Origin of the sequence: Trinickia violacea (genome assembly GCF_005280735.1) — a bacterium.
Lineage (GTDB): Bacteria > Pseudomonadota > Gammaproteobacteria > Burkholderiales > Burkholderiaceae > Trinickia_A > Trinickia_A violacea.
Genome location: NZ_CP040077.1, coordinates 3,940,132 through 3,966,975, shown reverse-complemented (window position 1 = coordinate 3,966,975; position 26,844 = coordinate 3,940,132). Strand labels below are relative to the sequence as shown.

Annotated in this window: 20 protein-coding genes; 15 read left to right on the top strand and 5 right to left on the bottom strand. The window is 64.3% G+C overall.

Annotated features, from left to right (window positions below; translation table 11 throughout):
* The first annotated feature begins 105 nt into the window (after nt 1-105).
* The 4 genes from FAZ95_RS39375 to FAZ95_RS18065 all read left to right on the top strand — a co-directional run bounded on the left by FAZ95_RS39375 (nt 106) and on the right by FAZ95_RS18065 (nt 3,676).
* On the top strand, nt 106-255 hold the full coding sequence (locus FAZ95_RS39375) for a hypothetical protein (protein ID WP_175425638.1): 150 nt from the start codon (nt 106-108) through the stop codon (nt 253-255).
* A gap of 145 nt (nt 256-400) precedes the next feature.
* A complete protein-coding gene (locus FAZ95_RS18075; RefSeq protein ID WP_137333696.1) occupies nt 401-1,897 on the top strand; it encodes a TAXI family TRAP transporter solute-binding subunit in 1,497 nt (498 codons plus the stop codon).
* 58 nt (nt 1,898-1,955) lie between these two features.
* Nucleotides 1,956-2,597, top strand: coding sequence for a 2-hydroxychromene-2-carboxylate isomerase (locus FAZ95_RS18070; protein ID WP_137333695.1), 642 nt, complete (start codon nt 1,956-1,958; stop codon nt 2,595-2,597).
* Nucleotides 2,598-2,716: 119 nt separating this feature from the next.
* Entirely contained in the window at nt 2,717-3,676 is a 960-nt protein-coding gene (locus tag FAZ95_RS18065; RefSeq protein ID WP_137333694.1) for a LysR substrate-binding domain-containing protein, read from the top strand.
* Here the strand turns inward: FAZ95_RS18065 and FAZ95_RS18060 are convergent.
* Nucleotides 3,662-4,648, bottom strand: coding sequence for a GlxA family transcriptional regulator (locus FAZ95_RS18060; protein WP_254699746.1), 987 nt, complete (start codon nt 4,646-4,648; stop codon nt 3,662-3,664). The genes FAZ95_RS18065 and FAZ95_RS18060 overlap by 15 nt on opposite strands.
* 291 nt (nt 4,649-4,939) lie before the next feature.
* On the opposite strand from FAZ95_RS18060, the gene galU reads away from it, so the two are divergent.
* Entirely contained in the window at nt 4,940-5,848 is a 909-nt protein-coding gene (galU, locus tag FAZ95_RS18055) for a UTP--glucose-1-phosphate uridylyltransferase GalU (RefSeq protein ID WP_137333692.1), read from the top strand.
* Between the two features lie 333 nt (nt 5,849-6,181).
* Here the strand turns inward: galU and FAZ95_RS18050 are convergent, their stop codons facing one another.
* The 3 genes from FAZ95_RS18050 to FAZ95_RS18040 all read right to left on the bottom strand — a co-directional run bounded on the left by FAZ95_RS18050 (nt 6,182) and on the right by FAZ95_RS18040 (nt 11,216).
* Nucleotides 6,182-6,637: a GDP-mannose mannosyl hydrolase gene (locus tag FAZ95_RS18050; RefSeq protein WP_137333691.1), complete on the bottom strand. Its 456-nt coding sequence runs from the start codon at nt 6,635-6,637 to the stop codon at nt 6,182-6,184.
* A gap of 156 nt (nt 6,638-6,793) precedes the next feature.
* Entirely contained in the window at nt 6,794-8,773 is a 1,980-nt protein-coding gene (locus FAZ95_RS18045) for a hypothetical protein (RefSeq protein ID WP_254699745.1), read from the bottom strand.
* A gap of 385 nt (nt 8,774-9,158) precedes the next feature.
* Nucleotides 9,159-11,216, bottom strand: coding sequence for a hypothetical protein (locus FAZ95_RS18040; protein ID WP_254699744.1), 2,058 nt, complete (start codon nt 11,214-11,216; stop codon nt 9,159-9,161).
* Between the two features lie 1,546 nt (nt 11,217-12,762).
* Between FAZ95_RS18040 and FAZ95_RS18035 the strand changes: the two genes are divergently transcribed.
* The 9 genes from FAZ95_RS18035 (at nt 12,763) to FAZ95_RS17995 (ending at nt 25,263) form a co-directional block, all read left to right on the top strand.
* On the top strand, nt 12,763-13,761 hold the full coding sequence (locus FAZ95_RS18035) for a GlxA family transcriptional regulator (RefSeq protein ID WP_137333690.1): 999 nt from the start codon (nt 12,763-12,765) through the stop codon (nt 13,759-13,761).
* Between the two features lie 208 nt (nt 13,762-13,969).
* Complete coding sequence (locus FAZ95_RS18030) at nt 13,970-15,553, top strand: mannose-1-phosphate guanylyltransferase/mannose-6-phosphate isomerase (protein WP_137334621.1); 1,584 nt, start codon at nt 13,970-13,972, stop codon at nt 15,551-15,553.
* A gap of 140 nt (nt 15,554-15,693) precedes the next feature.
* Nucleotides 15,694-17,079, top strand: a complete 1,386-nt coding sequence (locus FAZ95_RS18025) for an undecaprenyl-phosphate glucose phosphotransferase (protein ID WP_137333689.1) — start codon at nt 15,694-15,696, stop codon at nt 17,077-17,079.
* A 65-nt stretch (nt 17,080-17,144) separates the two neighbouring features.
* Complete coding sequence (locus tag FAZ95_RS18020; protein WP_254699941.1) at nt 17,145-18,281, top strand: polysaccharide biosynthesis/export family protein; 1,137 nt, start codon at nt 17,145-17,147, stop codon at nt 18,279-18,281.
* Between the two features lie 70 nt (nt 18,282-18,351).
* Entirely contained in the window at nt 18,352-20,592 is a 2,241-nt protein-coding gene (locus FAZ95_RS18015) for a polysaccharide biosynthesis tyrosine autokinase (protein ID WP_137333688.1), read from the top strand.
* Nucleotides 20,593-20,693: 101 nt separating this feature from the next.
* Nucleotides 20,694-21,812, top strand: a complete 1,119-nt coding sequence (gmd, locus tag FAZ95_RS18010) for a GDP-mannose 4,6-dehydratase (RefSeq protein ID WP_137333687.1) — start codon at nt 20,694-20,696, stop codon at nt 21,810-21,812.
* A gap of 5 nt (nt 21,813-21,817) precedes the next feature.
* A complete protein-coding gene (locus tag FAZ95_RS18005) occupies nt 21,818-22,777 on the top strand; it encodes a GDP-L-fucose synthase family protein (protein ID WP_137333686.1) in 960 nt (319 codons plus the stop codon).
* A 31-nt stretch (nt 22,778-22,808) separates the two neighbouring features.
* On the top strand, nt 22,809-23,951 hold the full coding sequence (locus FAZ95_RS18000) for a glycosyltransferase family 4 protein (protein WP_137333685.1): 1,143 nt from the start codon (nt 22,809-22,811) through the stop codon (nt 23,949-23,951).
* 52 nt (nt 23,952-24,003) lie between these two features.
* Nucleotides 24,004-25,263, top strand: coding sequence for a glycosyltransferase WbuB (locus FAZ95_RS17995; RefSeq protein ID WP_137333684.1), 1,260 nt, complete (start codon nt 24,004-24,006; stop codon nt 25,261-25,263).
* A gap of 37 nt (nt 25,264-25,300) precedes the next feature.
* Here FAZ95_RS17995 and FAZ95_RS17990 read toward each other — a convergent pair whose 3' ends face one another.
* A complete protein-coding gene (locus tag FAZ95_RS17990; RefSeq protein WP_137333683.1) occupies nt 25,301-25,831 on the bottom strand; it encodes a hypothetical protein in 531 nt (176 codons plus the stop codon).
* A 220-nt stretch (nt 25,832-26,051) separates the two neighbouring features.
* On the opposite strand from FAZ95_RS17990, the gene FAZ95_RS17985 reads away from it, so the two are divergent.
* Nucleotides 26,052-26,678 carry an LbetaH domain-containing protein gene (locus FAZ95_RS17985; RefSeq protein WP_254699743.1) on the top strand — a complete coding sequence of 209 codons (627 nt, stop codon included), beginning with the start codon at nt 26,052-26,054 and terminating at the stop codon, nt 26,676-26,678.
* Nucleotides 26,679-26,844: the final 166 nt, after the last annotated feature.

Sequence of the window (26,844 nt, the reverse complement as noted above, 5' to 3'; positions counted from 1 at the left end):
GCCGCGGCGCGGAAAGAACGGCTTGCGCCGGCCGGCCCGCCGCGGCGCCTGCGTCGCGCCCGGTTCTTTTGAGTCGTGCCGGGTCGCGCGTGTCGCGAGGCTTCAATGCGCGGCAGCGACGCACAATTTAGTGCAGGTTGCTGGCAGGCGAAAGGGTTTACCAGCGGCAACGCAGAGGATGCAGGCTTCTTGCAACACTTCATGCAAATTTTTGTTGCAAGTTTGCGCGCCTTGCAAGTCCGCCGTGCGCCGTGATCGCACGAATCTCATGTACCATCGGCGCCAAGCGCGCGCGGATTTGCCGTGTTCCGCCAGCCGATGTTCGCGGGCGGCCGCGGCCCCGCGCAGCCTCTTGCCACAGCACGCCTTTCCCTCGTACGCACCGCCTCAAGAATTGCCGATGAAGCCTTCCAACGGCCGCCGCCGACCCGCACCCCGTCTCGTCGCCCGTTTCGTCGCGATCTCCTGGCGCGATCTGGCGGTCTCGTTCGGCCCGATACTCCTCGTCAGCGCGCTCGCCATCTGGCTCGCGATCCGCCTGATCCAGCCCGCGCCGCCCAACACGATGACCGTTACCGCCGGACCGGTCGGCAGCTCGTTCTGGAACGCGGCGCAGAAGTACAAGACCATCCTCGCGCGCAACGGCGTCACGCTCGTCGTGCTCCCGTCGGAAGGCTCGATGCAGAACCTGCAGCGCCTCGCCGATCCCAAGTCGAACGTCGACGTGGGCTTCGTGCAGAGCGGACTCGCGACAGCCGACACGAAGGGCCTCATCGCCGGCAACACCGAAGACCTGATGTCGCTCGGCAGCGTGTCGTACGTGCCGCTCGTGATCTTCTACACAGGGCAGCCCGAAGCGCGGCTTTCGGAGTTCCGCGGCAAGCGCATCGCGATCGGCCCCGAAGGCAGCGGCACGCGCCAGCTTGCGCTGACGCTCCTCAAGGCGAACGGCATCGTGCCCGGCGGGCCGACGGAGCTCTTGCCGCTGACGGGCGACGCCGCCGCGAAGGCGCTGACCTCGGGCGAGATCGACGTCGCGTTCCTCGCCGGCGATTCGGCGCAGCCGCCTGTGATGGCGGCGCTCTCGCGCACGCCCGGCATCCGCCAATACAGTTTCACGCAGGCCGAGGCATACGCGCGGCGCTTTCCGTACCTCACGCAGATCGACCTGCCGATGGGCTCGTTCGATCTCGGCAAGAACCTGCCGCCGGCGACGATCCATACGGTCGCGCCGACTGCCGACCTGATCGCGCGCGATTCGCTCCATCCGGCGCTCTCCGATCTCCTGATCGAAGCGGCGCGCGAAGTCCATGGCCGCGCGAATCTGCTGCAGCACGCGGGCGAATTCCCGGCGCCGCTCGTGCACGACTTCCCGTTGAGCGACGACGCCGCGCGCTACTACAAGTCGGGCAAGAGCTTCCTGTACCGCACGCTGCCGTTCTGGCTCGCAAGCCTTGCCGACCGGCTGATCGTGCTGCTCGTGCCGATCATCGTCGTGCTGATTCCGGGCTTGCGGCTCGTGCCGTCGCTGTACGCCTGGCGCGTGAAGTCGCGGATCTACCGCTGGTACGGCGCGCTGATCGCGATCGAGCGCGGCGCGCTGGCCGAGACCTCGGAGGCCGAGCGCTCGGTGCTGATCGAAAAGCTCGACGCGATCGAGGAGTCGGTCAACAAGCTCAAGATGCCGCTCGCCTATGCCGACCAGTTCTACGTGCTGCGCGAACATATCGGTTTCGTGCGCGGACGGCTCACGTCAGGCTATGGGCAGGCGGCGGACGAGCGCGGCCAAAGCGGCCAAAGCGGCCAAAGCGGCGCGCAGGCCGGCGCGCAGGCGGACGAGGAACCCGACTCGCCAGCTGGCGGCGAGCCGCCGGCGCCCGAACGCCACGACGCATGAGCCAGCCGGCAAGCTCCGACACATCCAACATAATCAACATCCCACCCGGGAGACACTCATGTCCAATGGCAAAGACGCCGCGCCGCCGCTGTGGCTCTACGACTTCATCTCGCCGTTCTCGTACCTGCTGCTCGAACAACACGACCAGTGGCCCGGCGTGCCCTTCGAGCTGACGCCGATCTCGCTCTACGGTCTCTATCGCCACTGGGGGCAGCGTCCCGGCTATGAAGTGCCGCAGCGGCGCATCTTCACGTTCCGGTATGCGCTGTTTCGCGCGGAGCAACTGGGCATTCCGTTCAAGATGCCGCCCGCGCACCCGTTCGACTCGACCAAGGCGCTGCTGCTCGCAACCGCCGCGCAGGGCGACCTGGCCTGCACGCGCGCGATCTTCCGCTTCATCTGGCGCGAAGGGCGCGACCCTTCGACGGACGAGGGTTTCGCCGATCTGTGCCAATACGCCGGCGTGCCGGATGGCGAACGCTTGATCGCGCTCGAGGAAACCAAGGCGCAGTTGCAACGCAATGGGGAAGAAGCGATTCGCCTCGGCATCTTCGGCGTGCCGACCTTCCGCTTCAACGACCAGCTGTTCTGGGGCGAAGACGCGCTGCCGATGGTCCTCTACTGCGCGCGCACGCCGAACTGGCTCGAGTCGAAAGAGGTGAAGCGCATCAGCACGCTGCCGTTCGGCGACATGCCTTAAGACCCGCCAATCCTATCGGCGGGATCAGGTCTCAACCCCTGATCCCGGCCATACCGGCGCCGCTATGCCGGGCACGCGCGATTGGGCCTAACGTTACGCGTTTGGTAATTCGATATCGCATGGACGACTACGACGACAGCCCCGCCACCCTCGATATCTGGCTCGTGCGCGTGTTGCGCACGCTCCTGGTCGAGCGCAGCGTGACGCAGACGGCATTGCGCCTGAATCAGACGCAGCCCGCGATCAGCACGGCGCTGAGGAAGCTGCGCGAGACGCTCAACGACCCGATCCTCGTGCGCGGCAAATCCGGCATGGTGCCGACCGAGTACGGCGCGTCGCTGCTCGGCGCGGCGCAGCGCGCGCTGCGCGAGGTCGATTTCGTCGCGACGCCGCATGGCGATTTCGATCCGTCGCGCTCGCGCCGCACGTTCCGCATCGCCGCGCCCGATTATCTGAACGACTTCTTCATGCCGACGCTGATCTCGCAGTTCAGAACGGCCGCGCCGAACGCGCATCTCGAGATCGACTCGCTGAACCCCACGCTCGACCACGAAGCGGCGCTCGATGCGGGCGAGCTCGATCTGGTCGTCGGCAACTGGCCGAAGCCCGATCCGCGCTTTGCGCGAAGCGATCTGTTCTCCGACACGATCGTCTGCATGATGCGCGACGACCATCCGCTCACGCGCGAGCCGCTCACGCGCGATGCCTATCTCGCCGCCGCCCACCTCGCGCCGACGCCCTACAGCGGCGCACGCCGCAACGCGATCGAAATCGGCTTGGCGCGTGCGGCGATCGCGCGTCGCGTCGTGATCACGCTGCCTTACTTCGGCCTCGTGCCGCAAGTGCTGTTGCAATCGGACCTGATCTTCACGACGACGCGCCGCTTCGCCACGCACTACGCAGCCATGCTGCCGCTCGCGGTCGTGAACGCGCCGATTCCGTTTCCGCGCATCAAGTGCTATCAGATGTGGCATCCGCAGCCGGATCGGCCGAGCGATGTCGAGTGGCTGCGCGATTTGATGGCATCGGTGTCGACGATGCTGACGTCGCGCGCGAAGAAGGGTTCAGCCGTCGTCTGAGCGGCGCCGTCCGGCGATCCGATATTCCGTCGGCGAAATCGACAAGCGCTTTCTGAAGATTTTCGCGAGACCGTCTCCGCTGCCCACGCCGCAGCGACGCGCGATCTTGTCGACCGGTAGATCAGTCGCGACGAGCAGCAGGCAGCTCGCATCGAGCCGCGCGCGCAGCAGGTATTCGGACGGCGTCAGCCCGATCTGCGATTTGAAGCGGCGCAGAAAGCTGCGCTCGCTCATCGCGGCGACCTGCGCCGCTTCCGCCACCGAAATTTGCCGTCCGTAGTTCTCGCGAATCCAGCGCGCGGCCGCGTTGATCTTCTCGCGCGCGCCGCCTTCGTCGAGATCGCCGAGCACGGCGCCCAAGCGCCGCCATGCGCCGGGCATCGAGCGTTCCGAGATCTCGCGGGCCGTGGCCGAGCCGTAGTCGCGCTTGATCACCGACAGCGCGGCGGCGATCGGCCCGAGCGGATCGTCGAGGGCGGCGGGCTGTTCGACGGCGACGAGCGCATGCGGTTGTCCATGCAGCGGCGCGTGCGAAGCGTGGGAATCGCGCGCCGCGAACGCCGCACCGGACGGAAACTCGACACCGCTTCGCTCATGCGCGAGATTGGCCACGGCGAGAACCGCCGCGCCTTCGCCGATCGCTTTGACGACGCGCGTCTTCTGCAGCATCGCGCGCAAGCGCCGCACCAGGTGCTCGTCGTCTTTCGCTTGCTGCGCGCCCGGGCCGCCTGCGATGAAGAGCGCGTCGAACCCGGTCAGGAGCGGCGCATCGAGGTTTTCCGACCAGACCCGCATCGAGCAGCTGCTCGCGACGCTGCCGCCCGCGCTCGAGAACACGACCAGCGTATACGGTTCGGCTTCGCTCGCCCGCTCGATCTCCATTTCGTTGGCGAGGCGGAACACCTCGGCAATCGAGCTGACCTCGACGAGCGAGAACCCGTCGAAGATCAGGATAGCGATGCGTTTGGCCATGTGAGCGGCTCTGACGATGTCGTTGAGCGGACGAACATCTGCGCGCCGATGGAATCCCGGCCGCGTCGTTCGCCCATGAGGCATCGACGCTTCGTGGTCTTCGAAAGCGCTTCGGCGTACAGCAAGGCGACAGGAATGGAACGGGTGCCTGATGCGTCGCATCATACGCGGCGGCCCAGGCACCATGGGCCTATCGTCTGAAAAGGGCGAGATGTTGGCAGATGCCATCGGTACCTGGGGAATACGCTGGGCCAATAAGTTTTTTAACGTGAGGTAGGCAAGGGGGGACCCATGCTTAGCGTCAACAAAGCGGTATTTCCGGTCGCGGGTCTCGGCACGCGTTTTTTACCTGCAACGAAGGCGAGCCCGAAGGAAATGCTGCCCGTCGTCGACAAGCCGCTGATCCAGTATGCGGTCGAAGAGGCGATGGCCGCGGGCATCACGCAGATGATCTTCGTCACGGGGCGCAGCAAGCGCGCAATCGAGGACCACTTCGACAAGTCCTATGAGATCGAGGCGGAGTTGCAGGCGCGTGGCAAGCTCGACTTGCTCGAGCTCGTGCGCGGCATCAAGCCGAGCCACGTCGACTGCTTCTATGTGCGGCAGCCCGAACCGCTCGGGCTCGGACATGCCGTGCTGTGCGCGGAGAAGCTCGTGGGCGACGACCCGTTCGCCGTGATGCTCGCCGACGACTTGCTCGACGGCGCGCCGCCCGTGCTCGCGCAGATGGTGCAGGTGTTCAATCATTACCACTGCTCGGTGGTCGGCGTGGAGCAGATCCGGCCCGAGGCATCGCGCTCGTATGGCGTGATCGACGGCCGCGCGTGGGACGAGCGCGTGATCAAGATGCATGGCGTCGTCGAAAAGCCGGCGCCGGAGGAGGCGCCGTCGAATTTCGGCGTGGTGGGGCGCTACGTGCTGATGCCGGGCATCTTCGAGCACTTGCGACGCGTGGAGCCGGGCGCGGGCGGCGAGATCCAGCTCACCGACGCGATCCAGTCGCTGCTTTCCGACGAGCAGGTGCTCGCGTTTCGCTACCAGGGGCAGCGGTTCGACTGCGGCAGCAAGCTCGGCTACTTGAAGGCGACGGTCGAGTTCGCCTTGCGGCATCCGGAGTTGAAGGCGTCGTTCGAAGCGTATTTGCGCACGCAGTTCGGGCCGGTCGATGCGCCGGTGGGGCTTTCGACGCTCGCTGCGTGAGAGGGCGGCGGGCGGTGCGTGCGGCGTCTGCCGCGCGGGCCTGCCGTGGCTCATTCAAAACTCGCGCCAGCGCTCGGTTTGCCGCCAATTCCGACAATATCCATTCCGCATCCGGCAGTTCGGCGCGCGCACATTGAATCGACACGAGCCGTCGCCTTCAATGGAATCGGCGCTACCCCTGTGGCGCTCTAAATGGTCCTTTCGCCCGCCAATGAAGCGGGCGTTTTTTTGCGACCCAAGTTAGCGCTTCAGCGCTTACTTGGGTCCCACGCTGTGGTTGCCTGATGTTGGCGCTTTAGCGCTTACTTCAGGCCCACAGTGAGTCGACCGGAGTTACCGGCAATACGCCTTCGTATTCTCATGCACGTCCCGGCGCGCGAGCAGTTGATCCGGCGTGAGCCACTCGTATCGGCTGTGCTGGTCGAAGCGGCCGATCGGCGCGCTGCCCGTCATCGTCATCGCGTAGGCGAGCACCACGTAGTGCGTCGAGACACCGGGCTCGCCCGCGAAGTTGTCGTCCGGGTAGTTATGCTCGAAGACGCCGTAAAAGCGCGCGGCCGAGCGTTCCATGCCCGAGATGCCGAGCTCGCTCTCGACGATGCGCGTAAACGCATGGTCGAGCGTCTCGTCTTTCTGCACGCGCCCGCCCGGCACGAACCACGTGCCGCGCGCCGGACGGTTGCGGCGCTGTCCCACCAGAATGCGCCCGTGAACATCGGTGGCGATCAAATCGATCGACACGAGCGGCGTCAGGCGAACCACGTCGAGGAAGTCGAGTTCGGTAAGCATTGGGGCTCTCAAAGTTGTCAGCGCGGCGTGTTGCGAATCCAGCGCGGCGTACTCGCAAGAATCGCGCAACGGCGCTGGCGCCAAGCGCCGAAATATCGCTTTGTGCAGTCAAATGCAGGCGAGGCGCTATTCGGTGTCGCGCTATCCGTGTCGCAGTCAATGTGCCGCGTAGCCGGCCGGCGGTGTGACATGGGCTCGCATTGCGGATGCGTTCGCCGAGACGACGTAGATCGGCGATTCGGTCAGCGTCAGGGTGACTTGCCCGTCGGTGTAGGGCTGGGTCCAGGCGTTGCCCATGGCGTCGAGCACAGCGACTTGCCCTTGCGTTTGCGGCGCGTCGACGTGCAAGCGATAGGTCACGTCGTAGCCCGCGTTGAAGCCGTCCTTTGCGTTCCAGTGCGCGTTGTCGTGCGTCCATAGCGCAGTCACGATCTTGCCGCCGTTCAAGCGCTGGAACGCGTAGGCGTACACGCCGCCCGGCACGTCGTTCAGATGCCCAAGCGTGACCGTGCCGTCGATGATGCGCGTCATCGCGGCCACTGCCATCGCGGCGGGTTTCGGGCTGACGAGGCTCGGGCCGTACCCGCCTTGGCTGTCGGCGAGATCGAAGAAGACGCCGTAGCCCGGCGGCTTGTCGGGCGTATCGGCCATGTAGAAGAGGTAGGTCATGTCCGCGCCCTCGCCGAGCAGAATCAAATGCGTGCGCGCCACGACCGCGCCTTGCGCGTAGAGCACGTTCTGTGTCGGATAGTTCGGGCCGTACGCGGTGTCGATGTCGTAGCTGACACCGGTTTCGGTCGCGAACAGTTTGGCGTCTGGCTTCAAGTACTTGACCATGCGCTGCCTCAATTCGCGCATCGATGCAGGCAGCGATTGCGCGGCCTTGGCGGAGTCGCTGTCGCCGACGAGCCGCTCGGGCGGATGCGACGGCGAGCAGCCGATGTCGTAGTAGCCGTGGATCGTGACGCCGTCGAGGTAGCGGCCGATGCCGAGCGGCGCGAGCCGGTCGAGCCATTGAATGTTGGTTCGCACCGAGTTGTTGGCGGTGCCCATCACGACGGCGTTCGGATCGGTCGCGTGGATGCCTTGATAGGTCGCGCGGTACATGTCGATGAAGTGCGCGTCCGTGTCTTTCCACGGCTGGCCGCCTTCGTAGTCGGGCTCCCAGGTCACCTGATAGTAGTTGCTCGACTGGTTCGGGAAGTACGTCGCGCGGATCTGCGCGGAATCGGCACCGACGCGGCTCATGTAGTCCCGATAGGCATCGAGCGAAACCGGCGCATAGCTATGGGTCTCTTTGCCGTCGGGGCTCGCCCAGCCGGGGATGCCGTCGAGCTGGATCAGCCGCAGGATGTCGCCCTTCCTGAAGTACGAGGCGAGCGTGTCGGGCGACGGCTTGAACGTGTCCGGCGCTTTGGGCTCCTCCATATACCAGTTGCGATTGTCGTTCGCCCATGAGAGACCGAGGACGGGGTAAAGCGGGCGGTAGCCGTCGCCGTCGCAGCAGTGTTGGCCCGGCGCGAGATAGGCGGTGCCCTGGCCGCCGAAGCGGTGCTGATCCTGATGCGCGTAGTTCGCGGCGAGCAGCGTGGCGCTGACGTCGGGCAGCACGCCGAACGTTGCGATGCCATCCGGACGCGTGCCGCGCGATGGCAGTCGAGCGCCGGCTTGAGCGAGCGACGCTTGAATCGCGAAGTAGCCCGCGCGTGAAGAGGTGCAACTGAGCGTGACCGTCCGCGCGCCGGTTGCGACGGGGAACTGCCCGCTCGCGCGCACGATGTTCCAGTTGTCGAGCACTTGCCAGCGAACGGTGTCCTCTTGGGTGACGCGGGTCGTGAAGGTGAGGTTGAACGTGCTGCCTGGAGCGAACATGCGTGTGCCGTCGCCGCCGGGCGTGTCGGCTTCGATTGGATCGCCGTTGGCCGATGCGGCCGGCGAGGGCGCGGAGGGCACGCCGCATTTCATCGCGAGCGATGCCGATTCGGGCGCCGTGGCCGCGGCGGCGTTGGGTGCGGCAGCGGGCGCATCGTTGCCGTTGCTGCGGCTGCAGGTGACGAGCAGCAGGCACGCGACGCAGAGCGTGACGGAGGCGAAGCGGGCAGCCTCCGCGCAGGTTTCCTTGTGGGTAGCGCGCATGGACAGCGTTGCCGGCGGATTTCAGACCTTTAACTGAAGCACGGCGACAGGGGTGTTGACTGTGTTTTAGCGAACACTGAGAACGAATACGAGGGCTGGCCGCAACGCAACAGGAAACCCTACATGGAACACTGGTCGATTTTATAAAAATCCATATAAATCAATAAATTGAAAGATGTAATCGCGGACACGGAACACTACATAGCACCCGACAGCCCGCCATGACGACAACTGTTCCCAAGGCTCTGGCCCGAGGTCGATCAGGAGTGAATCCCTCGATGCTTTTCCGCGGTGAATGTGAAAACGGCCATGATGTCATCAAGACCCTCATGGCCGCTCAATCCCCGGGCGGTGCATCGATCGCCCGTTACTTCACATCACGCGCTTAATTCGCCACGTACCCCGTCGGCGTCGTCACATTGGCCTGCATCACCGATGCATTCGTCGACACGACGTAGATCGGCGATTCGGTCAGCGTGAGCGCCACCTGGCCGTTGCTGTACGGCAGCGTCGAGGCGTTGCCCATCACGTCGAGCACGGTCACGTTGCCCGACGTGCCCGGCGAATCGACCGTCAGCGTGTACGGCGCGCTATACGTCGCGCTGTAGCCGCCCGTCTGGCTCCAGTTGGCGTTGTTATGCGTCCACAGCGCGGTGACGATCTTGCCGCCGCCCAGGCGCTGGAACGCGTACGCATAGACGCCGGCCGGCACGTTGTTGACGTAGCCGAGCGTGTTCGTGCCGTCGATGATCCGCGTCATCGCGGCGACTTCCATCGCGGCCGGCTTCGGGCTGATGTTGCCCGCGCCATAGTTGCCCTGCGCATCCGCGAGGTCGAAGAAGATGCCGTAGCCGGGCGGGGAGACGGGCGGATCGGCCATGTAGAACACGTAGCTCATGTCCGCGCCTTCGCCGAGCAGGATCAGGTGCGTACGCGCGACCACCGCGCCGTGCGCGAAGAGCTCGTTCTGCGTCGGATAGTTCGCGCCATACGACGTGCCCGAGTCGTAGCTGATGCCGGTTTCTGTCACGAAGAGCTTCGAAGCCGGCTTGAGGTACGTGTTCATCGCACCGCGCAGTTCGCGCATCGATGCGGGCAGCGCGTTGGCGGCGTTGGCCGCGCTCGGATCGGTCGCGAGGCGCTCGGGCGGATGCGACGGGTAGGTGCCAGCGTCGTAGTAGCCGTGGATCGACAGGCCGTCCAGGTACTGCGCGAGGCCGAGCGATGCGTAGTTCCGCAGCCACGTCGTGTTGTTGCGCACGAGCGAGGCGGTCACGCCCATCACGACCGCGTTCGGGTCAGTCGAGTGAAGGCCGTTGTAGGCCGCCTGATACATCGCCACGAAGTTCGCCTGCGTGTCGAGCCATTGCGTCGGGCCGCCGCCGTCCGGCTCCCAGGTCACCTGGTAGTAGTTCTTCGACTGGTGCGGGAAGTAGGCCGAGCGGATCTGCGCGGAATCCGTGCCGACGAGACTCATATAGGTCTGCAGCGCGGATTCGGAGCTCGGCGCATAGCTTTGCGTCGCGGCGCCCGTCGGGCTCGCCCAGGCAGGGATGCCGTTGAGCGTGATCAGCCGCATGACGTCGCCCTTCTGGAAGTACGGCTCCGACGCGAGCGAACTGGTGCCCGGCGTGAAGGTGTTCGGGCCGTTCGGCTCTTCCGTGCCCATGCTGCGGTCGTCGTTCCCCCACGAGAGGCCGAGATCCGTGTAGACCGGGTGGTAGCCGTCGTTGCCGCCGGCCGTGATGAAGTCCGTGCCCTGGCCGCCGAAGCGGTGCTGGTCCTGGCGCGCGTAGCTCACGGCGGGCAGCGTCGCGGACACGTCCGGCAGGATGCCGAAGGTCGCGATGCCTTGCGGGCGCGTGCCGGCGTTCGGAAGCTGGCCGCCTTCGTTGGAGAGCGTCGCCGAGACCGCGAAGTAGCCCGCCAGCGACGACGAGCACGAGAGCGTCACCGTCTGCGCGCCGCTTTGCACCGGGAACGAGCCGCTCGCGCGGACGACGTTCCAGTTGTCGAGCACTTGCCAGTTGAGCGTGTCGCTTTGCGCGGCTTGCGTCGTGAGCGCGATGTTGAAGGTGCTGTTGACCGCGAACAGGCGCGTGCCGTCGCTGCCCGGGGTGTCGGCTTGAATCAGATTGCTGGAGGAGGCCGCGCTCGAGGCGGCGGACGGCGTGCCGCAAGTCATCGACTTGCCGGCGGATGCGACCGCTTGCGTGCCCGCCACGCCCGACGACGAGTTGGACGAGGCCGATTGTCCGGCCGCGCTGTTGGCGGAGCCGCCGGCGCCGCCGGAGCCGCCACCGCCGCCGCATGCGGCAAGCGTGGCCGCCGAGGCGATCAGCAAGACGCCGGTGCTGCGCGCGCGCGCTGCGCGCGCCAGTTTTCTTGTGTTGAAGTCCTTGAAGTCCTTGAGGTCCTTTAGGAACGGAAACGTTGTGTTCATCGCATGTTGTGTTGGAGCGCCAGGCAATAGCTAGCGCTGCGCATCGAGACAACGACGATGCGCGCGTCGCCCTACGGCGACGGTGAAAAGGATTGGCGCGTGCCTGGACCGGGCAGCTGGGTCGCCCAGGGCCGGCGTGCATCGTGGCGGACACTAGTCCCAAAGCGATGCCAGGCGGTCGAGCCAAGCGAGATTTCCGGCGCGGCGGGCAGCGGCCACGGCGCACCGGATCAGCAGAAGAGACGAGCGAAGGATAGGGCGTGCGACTGTAAACATCGGACGACACCCTGATTCCGGTCGAATCGCAGGCGAGAGACTACAGGCCTTCGGAAAAATCCGGGAGCGTTCAATCTAGTCTTTTTACGCAAGTTTTTTGGCGGATTCGAACGGGGCATCCGCAAAGCCTGTGCCTGCTTGGGTTTGCGAGGGGCGCACCAATACGGATCGGTTTTTTCCGCCAGCCGATTTTCGCCATTTTCTTCGGTAAGACCTGCGAACTTTCACCGTGCGGGCCGTGATGCCTGTCGCGAAAGCCTTACAGAGCTGGCCCTCATTGCTTCGGAGCGCAGACGTTTCCGCTCTGAAACGTTGCGGCAAAGATTCGAATGAGGAAATCCGGAATTTCTCGGCATGGTGAATTGGCTATTTCGGTGCGCTGCACAATTGCCGATCGGGAAATGGACTGCACGATCTTGCCTATTAGCGGCTATTCTTTAGACAATTTCGCGAAAATATGGCATTCATAATATGGAACGCTCAATCTCAAATATTAGAAAATGCGGATTAAGGAAAATGAATCAAATTAGTAACGTCGCGGTGTAATTTGCTGGTGCCGCTCGTAATACTAAAGACAAATATCGGAATTCGATTCATTTGGGGTCGGCGCAGATAGGCGTTCGACCTGCCATTCAATGTGGGCCGGGCCACACTCGATTTTTCGGTTCGGGTTTACCTTGCATTCAGCAACTGCTGTGTTTGGAACCGAGCAAAAGGCAGTTGACGGGCACATGCCCGGCCGTAAGCAGGCGAGATCGTCGAAGGCGCATGGCTTCACGCGGGCGCTTCGAAGTCCGTCCTTCCGGCATGCGGCTCGCGAGGCGGTGAACGTCGTATCGGGGAATCCCCTCGCGCTCTGAATATTTCGCGTTTTCATTCGTTTTTGCTTGAGCGCGATATCGACAAACGGGCCGGCTCGAGTGAGCAGCCGGTTTTCGTATGAATAATAAGTGGTAATCAAAAACGGGGTCGGCTGCCGTATCGGGTCGATCGGTCTTGGCATCTTTTTTGCCAAGTTGGATTGGCGATTTTTAGCTAATTAATGCATGGATTTTGCGTCATAGGACTGGATTTGTCCGATTTGTCTGGCTTATGCGTCGGGCGAAATAAGTGTTTGCCAAAATCGGCGCGGCAAGTGCGGATTTATTCCGCCAACATCTCGTTGATTTCCGTCAGCGAGTCCGCAAACCGATTTGGAGATAACTATGATGCACTGCAAATAGATTGCTAGATCGGCCAATTGCGTCTCCAACAATTAGAGGGGAAGGCCATGCCTTATGCGAGTATCGAGCCCGCACTAATGGGCTGGTTACATGCTTCGAACAAAAGCACGAAGTGTGTGACGCGCCGGATCGCAATCCTGCTCTTCGACGGTTTCTCTCTTTTGGGAGCGGGGCTCGTCGCAGAGGTGTTCCATGTCGCCAACGAACTCGCGTCGACAGGCGCGAATGACGACTGGGTCTATGACGTCTGCTTCCTCTCCGCCGAGGGCGGCAATGTGACGTGCTCGTCGTCGGTGCGCGTGTGGACCGATGGCCTCGACGCACGTCATTACATGGGGTTCGATGCTTTATTCGTCGCCGGCGGCAAGGGCGCGCGCGCCGCGGCCAACGACGAGCGGCTGATCGGCTGGCTGCGCCGCGTGCATACGAAGACGACCTCCGTGCGCTCGATCGCGGAAGGCTGCGTGCTGCTCGACGCGGCCGGCATCGGCAGCCACGAGCTGCAGCGTCACTTCAGTTCCTACATGATCCACGCGGGTCACGAAGAACACGCGGCCGATACGGGCGATCGTCTCGAATCGATGAAAAGCGCCCTCACGATGGTCAAGCGCGACCTCGGCCTCGATGTCGCGCGCGGCGTGGCCGAACGGTTGATGCCGGGCTCGAGCGCAAGGCTTGTGCCGTTGCTCGGCGACGCCGGGGCGGCGAGCGCGGGCGACAAGATTCGCGCCGCGGCACGCTGGTTGCAGGACAACTGCGAACGGCCGATTTCGATTGCGGATGCGGCACAGGTCGCGGCGATGAGCGAGCGCAACTTCCTGCGCCGCTTCAAGCTCGAGCTGGGCATCACGCCCTCGGACTATCTATTGCAGGCGCGACTTGCGATCACCTGCAGTCTCCTGACCGACTCCGAATTGCCCGTCGACAAGATCGCGCGACGCAGCGGCATGGGCAACGGCGACCGGCTCGCGAAGATCTTTCGCAAGCGAATGATGATTTCGCCGACGGAATTCCGCATACAAAGCCGCCGCGAAGCCGGCGGTTAGCGCCCGTCGCGCCTCTTTCGACGCGTTCGGCACGAACGCGCGACAGCGGTCCCGAACGAGGACCGCGATACGTTAACTCGTTGATTGCCGCTCGGCGCGAGGCCGGGCGCAGGCTCAGATCTACGAGATGCACATATAGGGGAGTCACGATATGGCGTTTCACGAACAACAGAACGATGGGGGTCATGGACATGGAGCAGTGGCCGCGATGAAGGCGGCACCTGCTGTGCCGTCGCCGGAAGCGACGGCGGCACGTGATGCGTCGGCTCGGAACGGGCCGGCTCATTCGTCTGACATTCCCGACCTGGCTGCGCTGGCGGCAACGCCTTGTACGCGGCTCCTGCCCGTCGTGCTCGCGGGCGGCTCCGGCACGCGGCTGTGGCCGATGTCGCGCGAGCACTATCCGAAGCAACTGATCGGCGTGGTCGGCTCGGATTCGCTCCTGCAAGCCACCGTGCGCCGTATGGAAGGCTTTCCTTCCGGCTGGCAAGTCGCGGCGTCGCCGATGATCGTGTGCGGCGACGAGCACCGCTTCGTCATCGACGAGCAGTTGCGCGCGAGCGGTGTGGAAGCGCGCCTGATCGTCGAACCCGCGCGGCGCGATACCGCGCCGGCGCTGACGCTCGCCGCGGCGCTCGCTTGCGCGGCCGGCGACGATGCGATTCTCGTCGCGATGCCTTCAGACCATTCGATTGCCGACGTGCCCGCGTTGCAGCGCGCGATCGAAGCCGCGGCGCGTCACGCGGAACGTGGTGCGATCGCGACGCTCGGCGTGCCGCCGACGCGCCCCGACACGGGCTTCGGTTATATCCGCATCGGCAGCGCGCTCGACGACGGCGCGCATCTGATCGACCGCTTCGTCGAGAAGCCCGCCGCCGAACTCGCGGCGCAGTACGTCGCTGCGGGCACGTACTGGTGGAACAGCGGGATCTTCATTGTGCGTGCGTCGGTATGGCTGGACGCATTGCAGCGCCTGCAGCCCGACATGCACGCCGCCTGCCTCGCGGCCATCGTGCAAGGCGAAGCCGACGGTAAGATTTTCAAGCCCGATTCCGAAGCCTTCACGCATGCGCCGTCCGACTCGATCGACTATGCCGTGATGGAACGCCTGGGCGGCGCCGAGGCGCCGTGCGAGGGCGTCGTCGTGCCGCTGGTGGCGGGCTGGTCCGATCTCGGCTCGTGGGATGCCGTGTGGGACGCGCTCGATAAGGACGATTGCGGCAACGTCGCGCGCGGACGCGTCGTGTTCGAAGGCGCCACGTCGACGTACGCGCACTCCGACGGCCGGCTCGTCGCCTGTGTAGGTACGACGAATGTCGTCGTCGTCGAGACGGCCGATGCGGTGCTCGTCGCGGACCGCTCGCATGTGCAGGACGTGAAGGGGCTCGTGGCGCGCATCAAGGCGCAGCACGCACCCGAAGCGGATACGCATCGCAAGGTGCGCCGTCCGTGGGGTTTCTACGATTCCATCGATCACGGCGAGCGCTTCCAGGTAAAGCGCATCGTCGTCACGCCCGGTGCGCGCCTCTCGCTGCAACTGCATCACCACCGCGCCGAGCATTGGGTCGTCGTGCGCGGCACGGCGCTCGTCACGCGCGGCGAGGAGCAGTTCTTGCTGAGTGAAAACGAGTCCACCTACATTCCGCTCGGCACGCGTCACCGCCTCGAAAACCCGGGGAAGGTGCCGCTCGAAATCATCGAAGTGCAATCGGGAGCTTATCTGGGTGAAGACGACATCGTGCGTTTCGACGACACCTATGGACGTTGCGGAAAAGACGCGGCTAAGCCGTAATCCGTAGGCCTAAAAGTCTGCGGAATGCTCCACCGGCTGAGAACAATTGTGCCGGTGGGCGTGGCTCGGGGCGTCGCATCGATAACGTCGTGGCGGTCGTACCGCTCAAGTAGTGAAAGACGGAAGTGCGGGGTAAGAAAATGCGTGACTTGCAAGGTTTTTTGGCGAGGATTGTCGACGTGGCGCTCATCATCACGGGCGCGGCCGTGGCGTCGCAAATTCGCTTCGAAGATTGGGAAAAAAGCGGCTTTTATTCCGCATTCGTCATTTTTTCGGCGGCGTTCGCGCTGGTGTTGTTTCCGGTGTTCGGCGTCTACGAGTCGTGGCGCGGCCGCTCGAAGCTCGTGTTGGCGGGACAAGTCTCGCTGGCCTTCTTGGTCGTGCAGGCGTGCGCGATGATGGCGATGTTCTCGGTGCGGCAGATCGATATGGTCTCGCGCCTGTGGTTCGCGTATTGGACCGCGATGGCGGCTGGCCTCTTGATCGCGTACCGGATCATGATCCATGCCGTGCTTGCGCGCTTGCGCAACGCCGGCTTGAACTTGCACCAAGTGGCGATCGTCGGCTGCGGCGCGCATTGCGACGCGATCCTGCGCCGCATCGAACGCGCGCCCGCCACCGGTTTTCGCGCGACAGCGGTCTACAACACGCATCCGGAGCAGCACCTGCCCTCCAATCCGCGTGTCAGCACGTTCGACGACCTCGAAGCGTTCGCAAACTACATCCGCGGCAACGACGTGCACGAACTATGGCTCGCGCTGCCGTTGTCCGAAGAACGCGTCATGTTCAGGCTCGTCGGCGAGTTCCGCAACGACCTCGTCAACATCCGCTTCATGCCCGACGTGCGCAGCATTGCGCTGTTCGAGAACAGCGGCGTCATCGACTTGCTCGGCGTGCCGGCGATCAACCTCATCGCGTCGCCGCTGTCGCCGTCCGCCCTCTTCAAGAAGGATTTGTTCGATCGCGTGTTCGCACTGTGCGCGCTGACCGGCCTGGCGCCGCTGCTCATTGCGATCGCGATCGCCGTGAAGCTCTCGTCGCCCGGTCCGGTGTTCTTCAAGCAGAAGCGAAAGGGCGCCGACGGCCGAGTCTTCACCATCTACAAGTTCCGTTCTATGCGCCTGCACACAGAAGAAAAGGGCGTCGTGAAGCAGGCTACGCGCAACGATCCGCGCATCACGAAGCTCGGCGCGTTCCTGCGCCGGACGAGCCTCGACGAGCTGCCGCAATTCTTCAATGTGCTGCGCGGCGACATGTCGGTGGTGGGGCCGCGGCCTCACGCGATCGAACACGACGATCTCTATCAAAAGGTGGTTGCTGGGTACATCCACCGCTATCGCATCAAACCCGGCATTACCGGCTGGGCGCAAGTCAACGGGTATCGGGGCGAAACCGATCGCATCGAAAAGATGGAGCGGCGTGTCGCGCACGATTTGTACTACCTGGGGAACTGGTCGTTCGGACTCGACATGCGGATCATCGCAGCGACCATTGTCAAGGGATTGGTACACAGCAACGCGTACTGACGCGAAGAGGTGAGCCAAATGAAGAACCTAACAACAGCGGTACGGAGGGACGGACCATGAACCTAATGAGTATGCGGAATATGCGCTATCGCCTGTGGATGTTGATGATGATCACCGCTGTCCTGTCGGCCTGCTCGATTGTGCCGGGGCAGCGCATGATTACGCCGCCGACCGTCGCGCAAAGCGGCGGGGAATACAGCGCCGAGAAGGAGCAGGGTGTGCCGGTGCCGATCACCGACATCAACCTCAACCTGATCCATCAGATGAAAGCGTCTTCGATGCAGCAGGTGTCCACGGAAACGCAGACCCTGTTCGGCAAGGCCGGCCCGTATCAGATCGGCCCCGGCGACGTGCTGCAGATCACCGTCTGGGATCACCCCGAACTCGCTGCCGCGCTTGGGCAGCCGAACCAGTCGACCTCGACGAGCGATGCCGTGCCCGGCTTTCTCGTCGACGAGAAAGGCAACGTGCAGTTCCCGTACGCGGGCACCGTGCACGTGGGCGGGCTGAACGTCGAGCAGATCCAGCGCATCGTCGTCTCGCGCATCAGCAAGGTCTACAAGAGCCCGGAAGTGACGGTGCGCGTGTCGTCGTTCCGCTCGGGAACGGTGTATGTGGACGGCGAAGTGCGTCTGCCCGGCGCGCTCACGATGAACGACATCCCGATGACGCTCACGCAGGCGGTGGGCCGCGCGGGCGGCTATACGGCGAACGCCGACCAGAGCCAGGTGGAACTCGTGCGCGGCGACAAGACGTATCCGCTCAACGTCGCCGAGATGATCCGCACCGGCCACAGCCCGAATGAAATCGTCCTGAAGAACGGCGACCTCGTGCGCGTGAGCTCGCGTGACGAGCACGGCGTCTACCTGATGGGCGAAGTGAACAAGCCGGCCACCATCATGCCGATGCGCAACGGCACGCTGACGCTCGCCGAAGCGCTCTCGCAGGCGGGCAGCCTGAATCCGAACACGGCGGAGGCGCAGCAGCTGTTCGTGATTCGCGACTCGACCGGCGATAACCCGCAGATCTACCACCTGGATGCGACGTCACCGGTTTCGATGGTGCTCGCGAACCAGTTCTATCTGCAGCCGAAGGATGTCGTCTACGTCGACAACGGGGCGCTCGTGAAATTCAACCGCGTGCTGAATCTGTTCCTGCCTGCGATCAACGCGGGGCTGACCGCAGCCATCGTGACGAAATGAGTGTGACGCCGCCCACCTTGCCCTTTGGGCGGCCCCTCGCGACGTGACGAGATTGGAGTAAGTGACTGACATGGCTATGAACTTCGACAACCGCTACACCGACGTGGCGGCCGGCGATGAGCTAAGACTTGCCGATTATCTGGCGGCAATCGCCGCGAGCTGGCGCACGATCCTGTTCATCACGCTCGCCGTGCTGACGCTGGGGCTCGCCTATGCGTTCCTTGCGCCCGCGGTCTATAAGGCCGACGTGATGATCCAGGTCGAGGACTCGAACAACGAGAACAACAATAACAACAACCGTCAGCAGATCGAGCCGCTGGCCGGCATGTTCGCGACGAAGGCGACGACGGCGGCCGAAATCGAGCTGCTGAAGTCGCGGCTCGTCACCGAGGAAACGGTCAAGCGCCTCCATCTCGACATTTCGGCGTCGCCGAAGGCGCTGCCGCTCGTAGGCGGGTTCGTCGGTGACCTCGTGAACGGCCGGTGGGGCTTCACGCTGCCGCCGTTCATGAACCTCGCGGGCTACGCATGGGGCAACGAGACGATCAGCGTGTCGCGCTTCGATACGCCGAGCGACCTGTACGGCAAGAAGTTCACGGTGACGGCGGGGCCGAACGGCGCCTTTACGCTGAACAACTCCGACGGCATCGCAATCGCGAGCGGCAAGGTCGGCCAGGACGTGACCGGCACGACTTCGGCCGGGCCGGTGACCGTGCATGTCGACCAGATCTCGGGCCGTCCGGGCACGCAGTTCGAATTGCAGCGCTTCTCGACGCTCGATACCGTCCAGCGGCTGCAAAAGGCGATGCTCGTGCAAGAGATGACGCTGCAGTCCGGCATCATCAGCGTGAGCCTCGAAGGCAGCGACCCGAAGCTCACCGCCAACATCGTCAACAACGTCGCGCGCCAGTTTATCCAGCAGGACGTCGACCGGCGCTCGGCCGAAGCCGAGCACACGCTCGCGTTCCTCGATCAGCAACTGCCGCAACTGCGCAAGGAGCTCGATAACGCTGAGCAGCGCTACAACACGTTCCGTAACAACCACGGCACGGTCGATCTCTCCGAAGAAAGCCGTCTGCTGCTGCAGCAGATCGTCGCGAACAAGACCAAGCTCGCCGACCTCCAGCAGCAACGCGCGGAGCTCTCGCAACGCTTTACGGCGAACCACCCGGCGGTTGCGGCGCTCGATGCGCAGATCGCCGAGCTGCAGGGCCAGCAAGGCGATATGACAAAGAACGTCGCGACGCTGCCCGATACCGAGCAAACCGCGCTGCGTCTGTTGCGCGACGTGCGTGTCGATACCGAGCTCTATACGAATCTGCTCAACAGCGCGCAGCAGTTGCGCATCGTGAAGGCGGGGCAGGTCGGCAACGTGCGCGTCGTCGACTTCGCCGAAACCCCCGATCAGCCGGTGTGGCCGAAGCGTTTCCTCGTCGTGATCTTCAGCCTCGGCGGCGGCCTCTTCGTCGGCGTCGTGGTGGCGTTTATCCGCAAGTCGCTCTATGGCGGCGTCGAGCGTCCGGACGAGATCGAGAACGCGCTCGGCGTGCCGGTATTCGCGGTTGTGCCGCGCTCCGGCCAGCAGTTGCGTCTGCAACAGAACGTGATGATGCGCCGCCAGGGCCTGCACGTGCTCGCCGCGCAAGCGCCGCAGGACGTCGCGGTGGAAGGCGTGCGCAGCCTGCGCACCTCGCTGCAGCTCTCGCTCGATCATGCGCGCAACAACATCGTGATGGTGACGGGCTCGCGCCCCGACGCCGGCAAGTCGTTCCTGTCGGTCAATCTCGCGGCGCTCGTCGCATCGGCGGGCAAGCGGGTGCTCGTGATCGACGGCGACATGCGGCGCGGCGAAGTGCACTCGCACTTCGGCGTGCGCCATCAGCCGGGCCTCTCCGACGTGCTGCGCGGTGGCGATGCCGGGCCGGTGATCCAGCACGACGTGCTGCCGGGTCTCGACGTGCTCGCCAAGGGCTCGCTGCCGACGCATCCGTCCGAACTCCTGATGAGCGACCGCTTCCGCGAAATGCTCGACGACCTCAAGAGCAAGTACGACCTCGTGATCATCGATACGCCGCCGGTGCTCGCGGTCACGGACTCGACCGTGATCGGCAAGCACGCGGGCACGACGCTGCTCGTCGTGCGCTACGGGCGTCATCCGATCGGCGAGATCAGCGAGACGGTGAAGCGCCTGCAAACGGGCGGCGTGAACCTGAAGGGCGTGCTGCTCACCGACGTGCCGCAAGCGACGCCGCTGATCGGCGGCGCCTATCGTGGCGGCTACTACGGATACGACAGCATCGCCGAGCAATGAACGCAATGAACGCAGTGGAAGTTAAGACGTAATCGACAACGCCGTGGCAGCGGGTGGCGCAACTCGCTGCCGGACGATCGACACAACTGGGGGAATGGAAGATGAATCGAAAGGTCGCTTTGATCACCGGCATCACCGGGCAGGACGGCTCGTATCTCGCCGAATTGCTGCTCGATAAAGGCTACGAAGTACACGGCATCAAACGCCGCACCTCGCTGTTCAACACCGACCGGATCGATCACCTGTATCACGATCCGCACGAGCCGGACCAACGGCTCTTTTTGCATCATGGCGACCTGACCGACTCGACGAGCATGCTGCGCATCATTCAGCGCGTCGAGCCCGACGAGATCTACAACCTCGCCGCGCAAAGCCATGTGGCGGTGTCGTTCGAGGAGCCCGAGTACACGGCGAATGCCGACGGTCTCGGCGCGCTGCGCATCCTCGAGGCGATCCGCATTCTCGGCATGGAGAAGAAGACGCGCTTCTATCAGGCGTCGACCTCGGAGCTCTATGGTCTCGTGCAGGAAGTGCCGCAGCGCGAGACGACGCCGTTCTATCCGCGCAGCCCGTATGCGGTCGCGAAGCTCTTCGCGTATTGGACGACCGTCAACTATCGCGAAGCCTACGGCATCTACGCGTGCAACGGCATCTTGTTCAATCACGAATCGCCCGTGCGCGGGGAGACCTTCGTCACGCGCAAGATCACGCGCGCGATCGCCCGCATGGCGGTGGGCCTGCAGGACGAGCTGTACCTCGGCAATCTGTCCGCGCTGCGCGACTGGGGCCATGCGCGCGATTACGTCGAGATGCAGTGGCTCATGCTCCAGCAGCAGACGCCCGAAGACTACGTGATCGCCACGGGCGTGCAGTACAGCGTGCGCGAATTCGTGCAATACGCGGCGGCCGAATTGGGCGTGACGATCCGCTTCGAAGGCAGCGGTGTCGATGAGGTCGGCGTCGTCGAAAAGGTGGAAAGCCGCGAGACGCGCCTGATGCCGGGGCAGGTGATCGTGCGTGTCGATCCGCGCTACTTCCGGCCGACCGAAGTCGAGACGCTGCTCGGCGACCCGTCGAAAGCGCACGCGAAGCTCGGATGGCAGCCGCGCACGCCGTTCATCTCGCTCGTCAAGGAGATGGTGCGCTCCGATTATCAGATCGCGCGGCGCGATGCGCTCGTGACCCTCGCCGGCTTCACGGCGCTCGAACATCACGAGTGAGCGCCATGGACAAGAACGCACGCATCTATGTGGCGGGCCATCGCGGCATGGTCGGCTCCGCGCTCGTGCGCGAGCTTCTCGCGCACGGCTACGGCAACCTCGTGACGCGCACGCACGCGGAACTCGATCTTACGAATCAGTCCGCCGTGGAGCGCTTTTTCGACGAAGCGAAAGTCGACGTGGTGCTGCTGGCAGCGGCGCGCGTCGGCGGCATCTTCGCGAATGCATCGCAGCCGGCTTCGTTCATCTACGAGAACCTCGCGATCGAGACCAACGTGATCCACGCGGCGTATCAAGCAGGCGTGCAGCGGCTCGTGTTCTTCGGTTCGTCGTGCATCTATCCGAAGGCGTGCCCGCAGCCGATTCGCGAGGAGTACCTGCTGACCTCCGCCCTCGAGCCGACCAACGACGCTTATGCGATCGCGAAGATCGCGGGCTTGAAGCTCTGCGAGTCGTACAACCGGCAGTACGGGACGAAGTACGTCGCGGTGATGCCGACCAACCTCTACGGCCCGAACGACAACTACGACTTGAAGAGCAGCCACGTGCTGCCCGCGCTGATCCGCAAAGCCCACGAGGCGAAGCTGAACGGCGACGAAACGCTGACGGTATGGGGCACCGGCACGCCGCGCCGCGAGTTCCTGCACGTGGACGATCTGGCGGCCGCGACGCGCTTCATCCTCGAGCGCGACGTGACGGAAGGGCTCTACAACGTCGGCGTGGGCGTGGATCTCTCGATCCGCGAGCTCGCCGAATGCATTGCCGGCATCGTCGGCTATCGCGGCCAACTCGTTTTCGATACGTCGAAGCCGGACGGCACGCCGCAAAAGCTGCTCGACGTGTCGCGGCTGACAGAGATGGGATGGTGCGCTCAGATCGGACTCGAGGACGGAATCCGGCAAACGTATCAGGACTTCGTGGCGGGCTACGGCGCGCAAGCGGTTCGGGTGCCTGCGCATGCTTGAGATTCCATCGACACTTAGGGGACAAACGGACATGACAGCTTCGGTCACGATTTTTCATAACGTCGTGTGGTCGCGGCACAAGGGGGTCGTGTTTTCGGCGTTGCACAACATCTCCGCCGCGGGTGCGATCAAGTACTCGGTGGTACAGATCGCCGATACCGAGGTCTACCGGATCGGCTTCTCCGACGTCGACTATTCGTACCATCGCTATCCGATGCAAAAGCTCTTCGACGGCTGCTACGAAGACGTGCCCACCTGGAAGATGATCACGCGCCTCACATGGGAAGTGCTCAGGGCGAAGTCCGATCTGATCGTGCTTCCGGGCTACCACCGTCCGGAGTATTGGGCGATGCTCGCCGCCTGCATCGTGACCGGCAAGCGCCGCGCGGTGTTCTGCGATTCGACCGGGCGCGACCGGCCGCGCAAGCTCGTCACGTCGATTCCGAAACGCGTGTTCTTTTCGCTGTGCGACGGCTACTTCGGCTTCGGCGAGCGCAGCCGGGACTACCTGATGTCGCTCGGCGCGAAGAAGGAAAAGATCTTCATTCCGTGCCAGGCCGCCGCGATGCCGCGTTCGTTCTCGCCGGAGCGCGTGCTCGAAGAACGCACGCACTATCGCGCCGACCATAAGCCGGTGTTTCTTTTTGTCGGCCGTCTGTCGGAGGAGAAAGGCATCGGCACGCTGCTCGAAGCCTTCGTGGGGATTCGCGCCAGGATGCCCGATGCGACACTGCGCATCGTCGGCACCGGGCCGATGCACGACGCCTTGCTCGCGCGGGTGAGCGAACTCGGGCTCGACGATGCCGTGCATTTCGTGGGCAGCCTGCAGGACGAGCCGCTATCGCGCGAATACTACGGCGCGACCTGCATGGTGCTGCCGAGCCTCAGCGAGCCGTGGGGTCTCGTCGTCAACGAGGCGCTGAGCCACGGCTGCCCCGCGGTGGTCAGCGAGAGCTGCGGCTGCGTGCCCGAGCTGATCGTCGATGGCGAGAGCGGCTATGCGTTCACGGCGGGCGACGTCGCCGCGCTGCAGCGCACGCTCTTGAAGGCCACGGAAGCCTTCGCGGATACCGTCGGCACAGCCAAGCGCTGCATGTCGATCATCCAGCGCTTCGACCCGCCTTCAGCGGCGGCCAGCATCGCGCGCGGGTGCGCCGTGATGCTGGTGGATTGAAGCGAGCGCAGGCCTGTTGTCAGCGTGAACAGGCCCCAGGCCGGATACGACAATGAAGATCTTGATTTACGGGCTCAACTACGCGCCTGAATTGACGGGCATCGGCAAGTACACGGCCGAGATGGCCGAGACGCTGGTGCGGTTCGGCCACGACGTGCGCGTGGTCTGCGCGCCGCCGTATTACCCGGAGTGGCAAGTCGCGCAAGGCTATTCGGCGTGGCGCTATCGCTGCGAAGTCGTGCGCGGCGTGCAGCTCTGGCGCGCGCCGCTCTGGGTTCCGCACAAGCCGGGCGGCGTCGCGCGCATGCTGCATCTGGCAACGTTCGCGCTCGCCTCGCTGCCGCTCGTGCTGCGCCAGGCATTCTGGCGTCCCGACGTGGTGATGGCGATCGCGCCGACGCTGATGTGCGCGCCGGCCGCCGCGCTCCTCGCACGCCTGACGGGCGCGAAGAGCTGGCTGCACGTGCAGGACTTCGAAGTGGATGCGGCCTTCAATCTCGGCTTGCTCAAACGGGCGAGCGCAGCACGCATCGCGCATGCGCTCGAGCGCGCGCTGCTGCACCGTTTCGATGTGGTGTCGTCGATCTCGGACAAGATGGTCGAGCGCGCGCGGCGCCTCGGCGTCGACGCCGCCAAGGTGTTCTCGCTTCCGAACTGGGTGGACACCAGCGTGATCTATCCGCTGGGCCGCGCGAGCGACTACCGGCGCGAGCTCGACATTCCCGCCGGCGACAAGGTCGTGCTGTACTCCGGCAACATGGGCTCGAAGCAGGGCATCGAACTGCTGGCGCAGGCCGCGGCGCGTCTTGTCGAGCGGGCCGATATCCGATTCGTGTTCTGCGGCAACGGCGCGACGAAGGCCGATCTGATGCGGCGCTGCGAAGGTCTGCCGAATTGCCGCTTCATGCCGTTGCAGCCGGCCGAGCGTCTGAACGAACTGCTCAATCTCGCCGATATCCACGTTTTGCCGCAACGCGGCGACGCCGCCGACCTCGTGATGCCGTCGAAGCTGACCGGCATGCTGGCGAGCGGCGGGGCGATCATCGCGATGGCGCGGCCGGAAACCGAGCTCTACGCCGTCGTGGCGGAGCGTGGTGTAGTCGTGGAGCCGGAGAACGTCGAGGCTCTTGTGGGGGCGATTACGGGCCTGGCGGACGATCCGCTGCGGCGCGCCATGCTCGGCGAGGCGGCGCGCCGCTTTGCCGAAGAGTCGCTCGCGCCCGCGGCTGTGCTCGGGCGGTTCGATGTGCGGCTCGGGCAGTTGTTGCGCAACGCTGGCGCGAAAGGTCACGCCGTGCGTCCCGGGGCGTAGTGGAGGTTGCCGTAGTGGAGAGTGCGATAGCCCGCGCTCACCACGGCGTGCGGTAGATCGGCTGTTGCTTGTCGGGATTGAGGGGATCGGCCGAGCCGCGATAGACCGACTTGGCGGCGTTGGCCGGCGTGCGCGTTACGGCCTGAGCGTCCTTCGGGGCGGCCTTGCCGGGCAGCGGGTCGGCCGCGCCTTGCTTGCCCTTGTTGGCGAGGCCGTTCATCGGCACGCTCTCGGCGTTCATCAAGTCGGTTTGCTGCGCGCCGTTGGAGCCGTTTTCGAATTGGGAGGTGTAGGGGTCGCCGTAAGGCGCAGGCGCGCCGAGCAAATCGTCTTCGCGCGCCGCGCCGCGCATGCGCGCGGCATCGGCGTCCATCGCGGCGCCGTGGCCCTGTTCGGTCGGGCCGAGCACGGCATCGTCGTCCGGACGTGTCGCGGCGGCGTTGCCGTTGCGCGTATTGGCGTTCGGTGCTGCGTTCTGTTGCGCGAGTGCAGGCTTGCAGACCGCCAGCAGGAGCGGCGTTAAGGTGAGTAGCAGCGCGACACGCGTGCGGCGGAAATCAGTCGTCATTGTGTTGCCTCTCAATGCACTTAGGCATGCTCCCGCAATCGAGCCGCCCATAGCCGCCAAAAGTCTTGCTCATGCGGCCATTGACGGAGATCCCGCGGTCGTTGTGAGAGATGCCGAACCATAATCGACGCGTAGTCCACATACATTCAGCTCTGCCATTGCGAAGACAGCAGCCTGTCTTCTTGAGCGAGCCAGAAACGTTCCTGGGGGTTTTGTAGACATGGAGCAAACCATCGAACACGGCGAGGCCGGTGTGGAGCAGGAGAGCTCGAAGCACGCCGGTGCTCGCGGCCAGGCCGGGAAGGTCATCGATCTGAGCCAGGCGGGCAAGGGCAACTATGTTGCGAAGCGCGGTTTTCTGACCGAGGCCGTCTGGTATGTCGTAGAAGCCTGCATCATCAACAACAAGCTCGTGCCGAGTTCCGCGCTGCGCATCGCGCTGCTGCGGCTATTCGGCGCGAAGATCGGCGTCGGCTGCCGTTTCCCGCATTCGCTGCGGGTGAAGGCGCCGTGGAATCTCGAAGTCGGCGATCACAGCTGGTTCGGCGTCGACGTCTGGATCTACAACCAGACGACGATCCGGATCGGCTCCAACGTCTGCATTTCACAAGGCACGTTTCTCACGACGGGCTCGCACGACATGACGAAGACGATGGATCTGCTCGTCGAGCCGATCGTGATCGAAGACGGGGTCTGGATCACCTCGAAGTGCGTCGTGCAGATGGGCGTGACGATCGGGCGCTCGGCCGTGGTCACGCCGCAGTCCGTCGTGCATCGGTCGTTGGCGCCGGAGGGGGTCTATGGGGGAAATCCGTGCCGGTTCATTCGCAAGCGGTTCGATTATTGAACGGATTGGCGTGTCGCAACGGGGCCGATCCGTCGACACGCCGCAACAGTCTCGCGCGAATCGCGTCCACTAAGAAATCCTCAAGAAACTCATCCCGCGGTGGGTGAAACGCCTTGCGCAGCCGCACCGGATCTGTGCCCCGCGTCTCGCTTGAATTGCCGCGCCC

Excerpts from the sequence above, each read along its gene's own strand:
- FAZ95_RS39375 (WP_175425638.1), top strand. The coding sequence starts at position 106 with ATGCGCGGCAGCGACGCACAATTTAGTGCAGGTTGCTGGCAGGCGAAA.
- FAZ95_RS18075 (WP_137333696.1), top strand. The coding sequence starts at position 401 with ATGAAGCCTTCCAACGGCCGCCGCCGACCCGCACCCCGTCTCGTCGCC.
- FAZ95_RS18070 (WP_137333695.1), top strand. The coding sequence starts at position 1,956 with ATGTCCAATGGCAAAGACGCCGCGCCGCCGCTGTGGCTCTACGACTTC.
- FAZ95_RS18065 (WP_137333694.1), top strand. The coding sequence starts at position 2,717 with ATGGACGACTACGACGACAGCCCCGCCACCCTCGATATCTGGCTCGTG.
- FAZ95_RS18060 (WP_254699746.1), bottom strand. The coding sequence starts at position 4,648 with ATGGCCAAACGCATCGCTATCCTGATCTTCGACGGGTTCTCGCTCGTC.
- galU (WP_137333692.1), top strand. The coding sequence starts at position 4,940 with ATGCTTAGCGTCAACAAAGCGGTATTTCCGGTCGCGGGTCTCGGCACG.
- FAZ95_RS18050 (WP_137333691.1), bottom strand. The coding sequence starts at position 6,637 with ATGCTTACCGAACTCGACTTCCTCGACGTGGTTCGCCTGACGCCGCTC.
- FAZ95_RS18045 (WP_254699745.1), bottom strand. The coding sequence starts at position 8,773 with ATGCGCGCTACCCACAAGGAAACCTGCGCGGAGGCTGCCCGCTTCGCC.
- FAZ95_RS18040 (WP_254699744.1), bottom strand. The coding sequence starts at position 11,216 with ATGAACACAACGTTTCCGTTCCTAAAGGACCTCAAGGACTTCAAGGAC.
- FAZ95_RS18035 (WP_137333690.1), top strand. The coding sequence starts at position 12,763 with ATGCCTTATGCGAGTATCGAGCCCGCACTAATGGGCTGGTTACATGCT.
- FAZ95_RS18030 (WP_137334621.1), top strand. The coding sequence starts at position 13,970 with ATGAAGGCGGCACCTGCTGTGCCGTCGCCGGAAGCGACGGCGGCACGT.
- FAZ95_RS18025 (WP_137333689.1), top strand. The coding sequence starts at position 15,694 with ATGCGTGACTTGCAAGGTTTTTTGGCGAGGATTGTCGACGTGGCGCTC.
- FAZ95_RS18020 (WP_254699941.1), top strand. The coding sequence starts at position 17,145 with ATGAGTATGCGGAATATGCGCTATCGCCTGTGGATGTTGATGATGATC.
- FAZ95_RS18015 (WP_137333688.1), top strand. The coding sequence starts at position 18,352 with ATGGCTATGAACTTCGACAACCGCTACACCGACGTGGCGGCCGGCGAT.
- gmd (WP_137333687.1), top strand. The coding sequence starts at position 20,694 with ATGAATCGAAAGGTCGCTTTGATCACCGGCATCACCGGGCAGGACGGC.
- FAZ95_RS18005 (WP_137333686.1), top strand. The coding sequence starts at position 21,818 with ATGGACAAGAACGCACGCATCTATGTGGCGGGCCATCGCGGCATGGTC.
- FAZ95_RS18000 (WP_137333685.1), top strand. The coding sequence starts at position 22,809 with ATGACAGCTTCGGTCACGATTTTTCATAACGTCGTGTGGTCGCGGCAC.
- FAZ95_RS17995 (WP_137333684.1), top strand. The coding sequence starts at position 24,004 with ATGAAGATCTTGATTTACGGGCTCAACTACGCGCCTGAATTGACGGGC.
- FAZ95_RS17990 (WP_137333683.1), bottom strand. The coding sequence starts at position 25,831 with ATGACGACTGATTTCCGCCGCACGCGTGTCGCGCTGCTACTCACCTTA.
- FAZ95_RS17985 (WP_254699743.1), top strand. The coding sequence starts at position 26,052 with ATGGAGCAAACCATCGAACACGGCGAGGCCGGTGTGGAGCAGGAGAGC.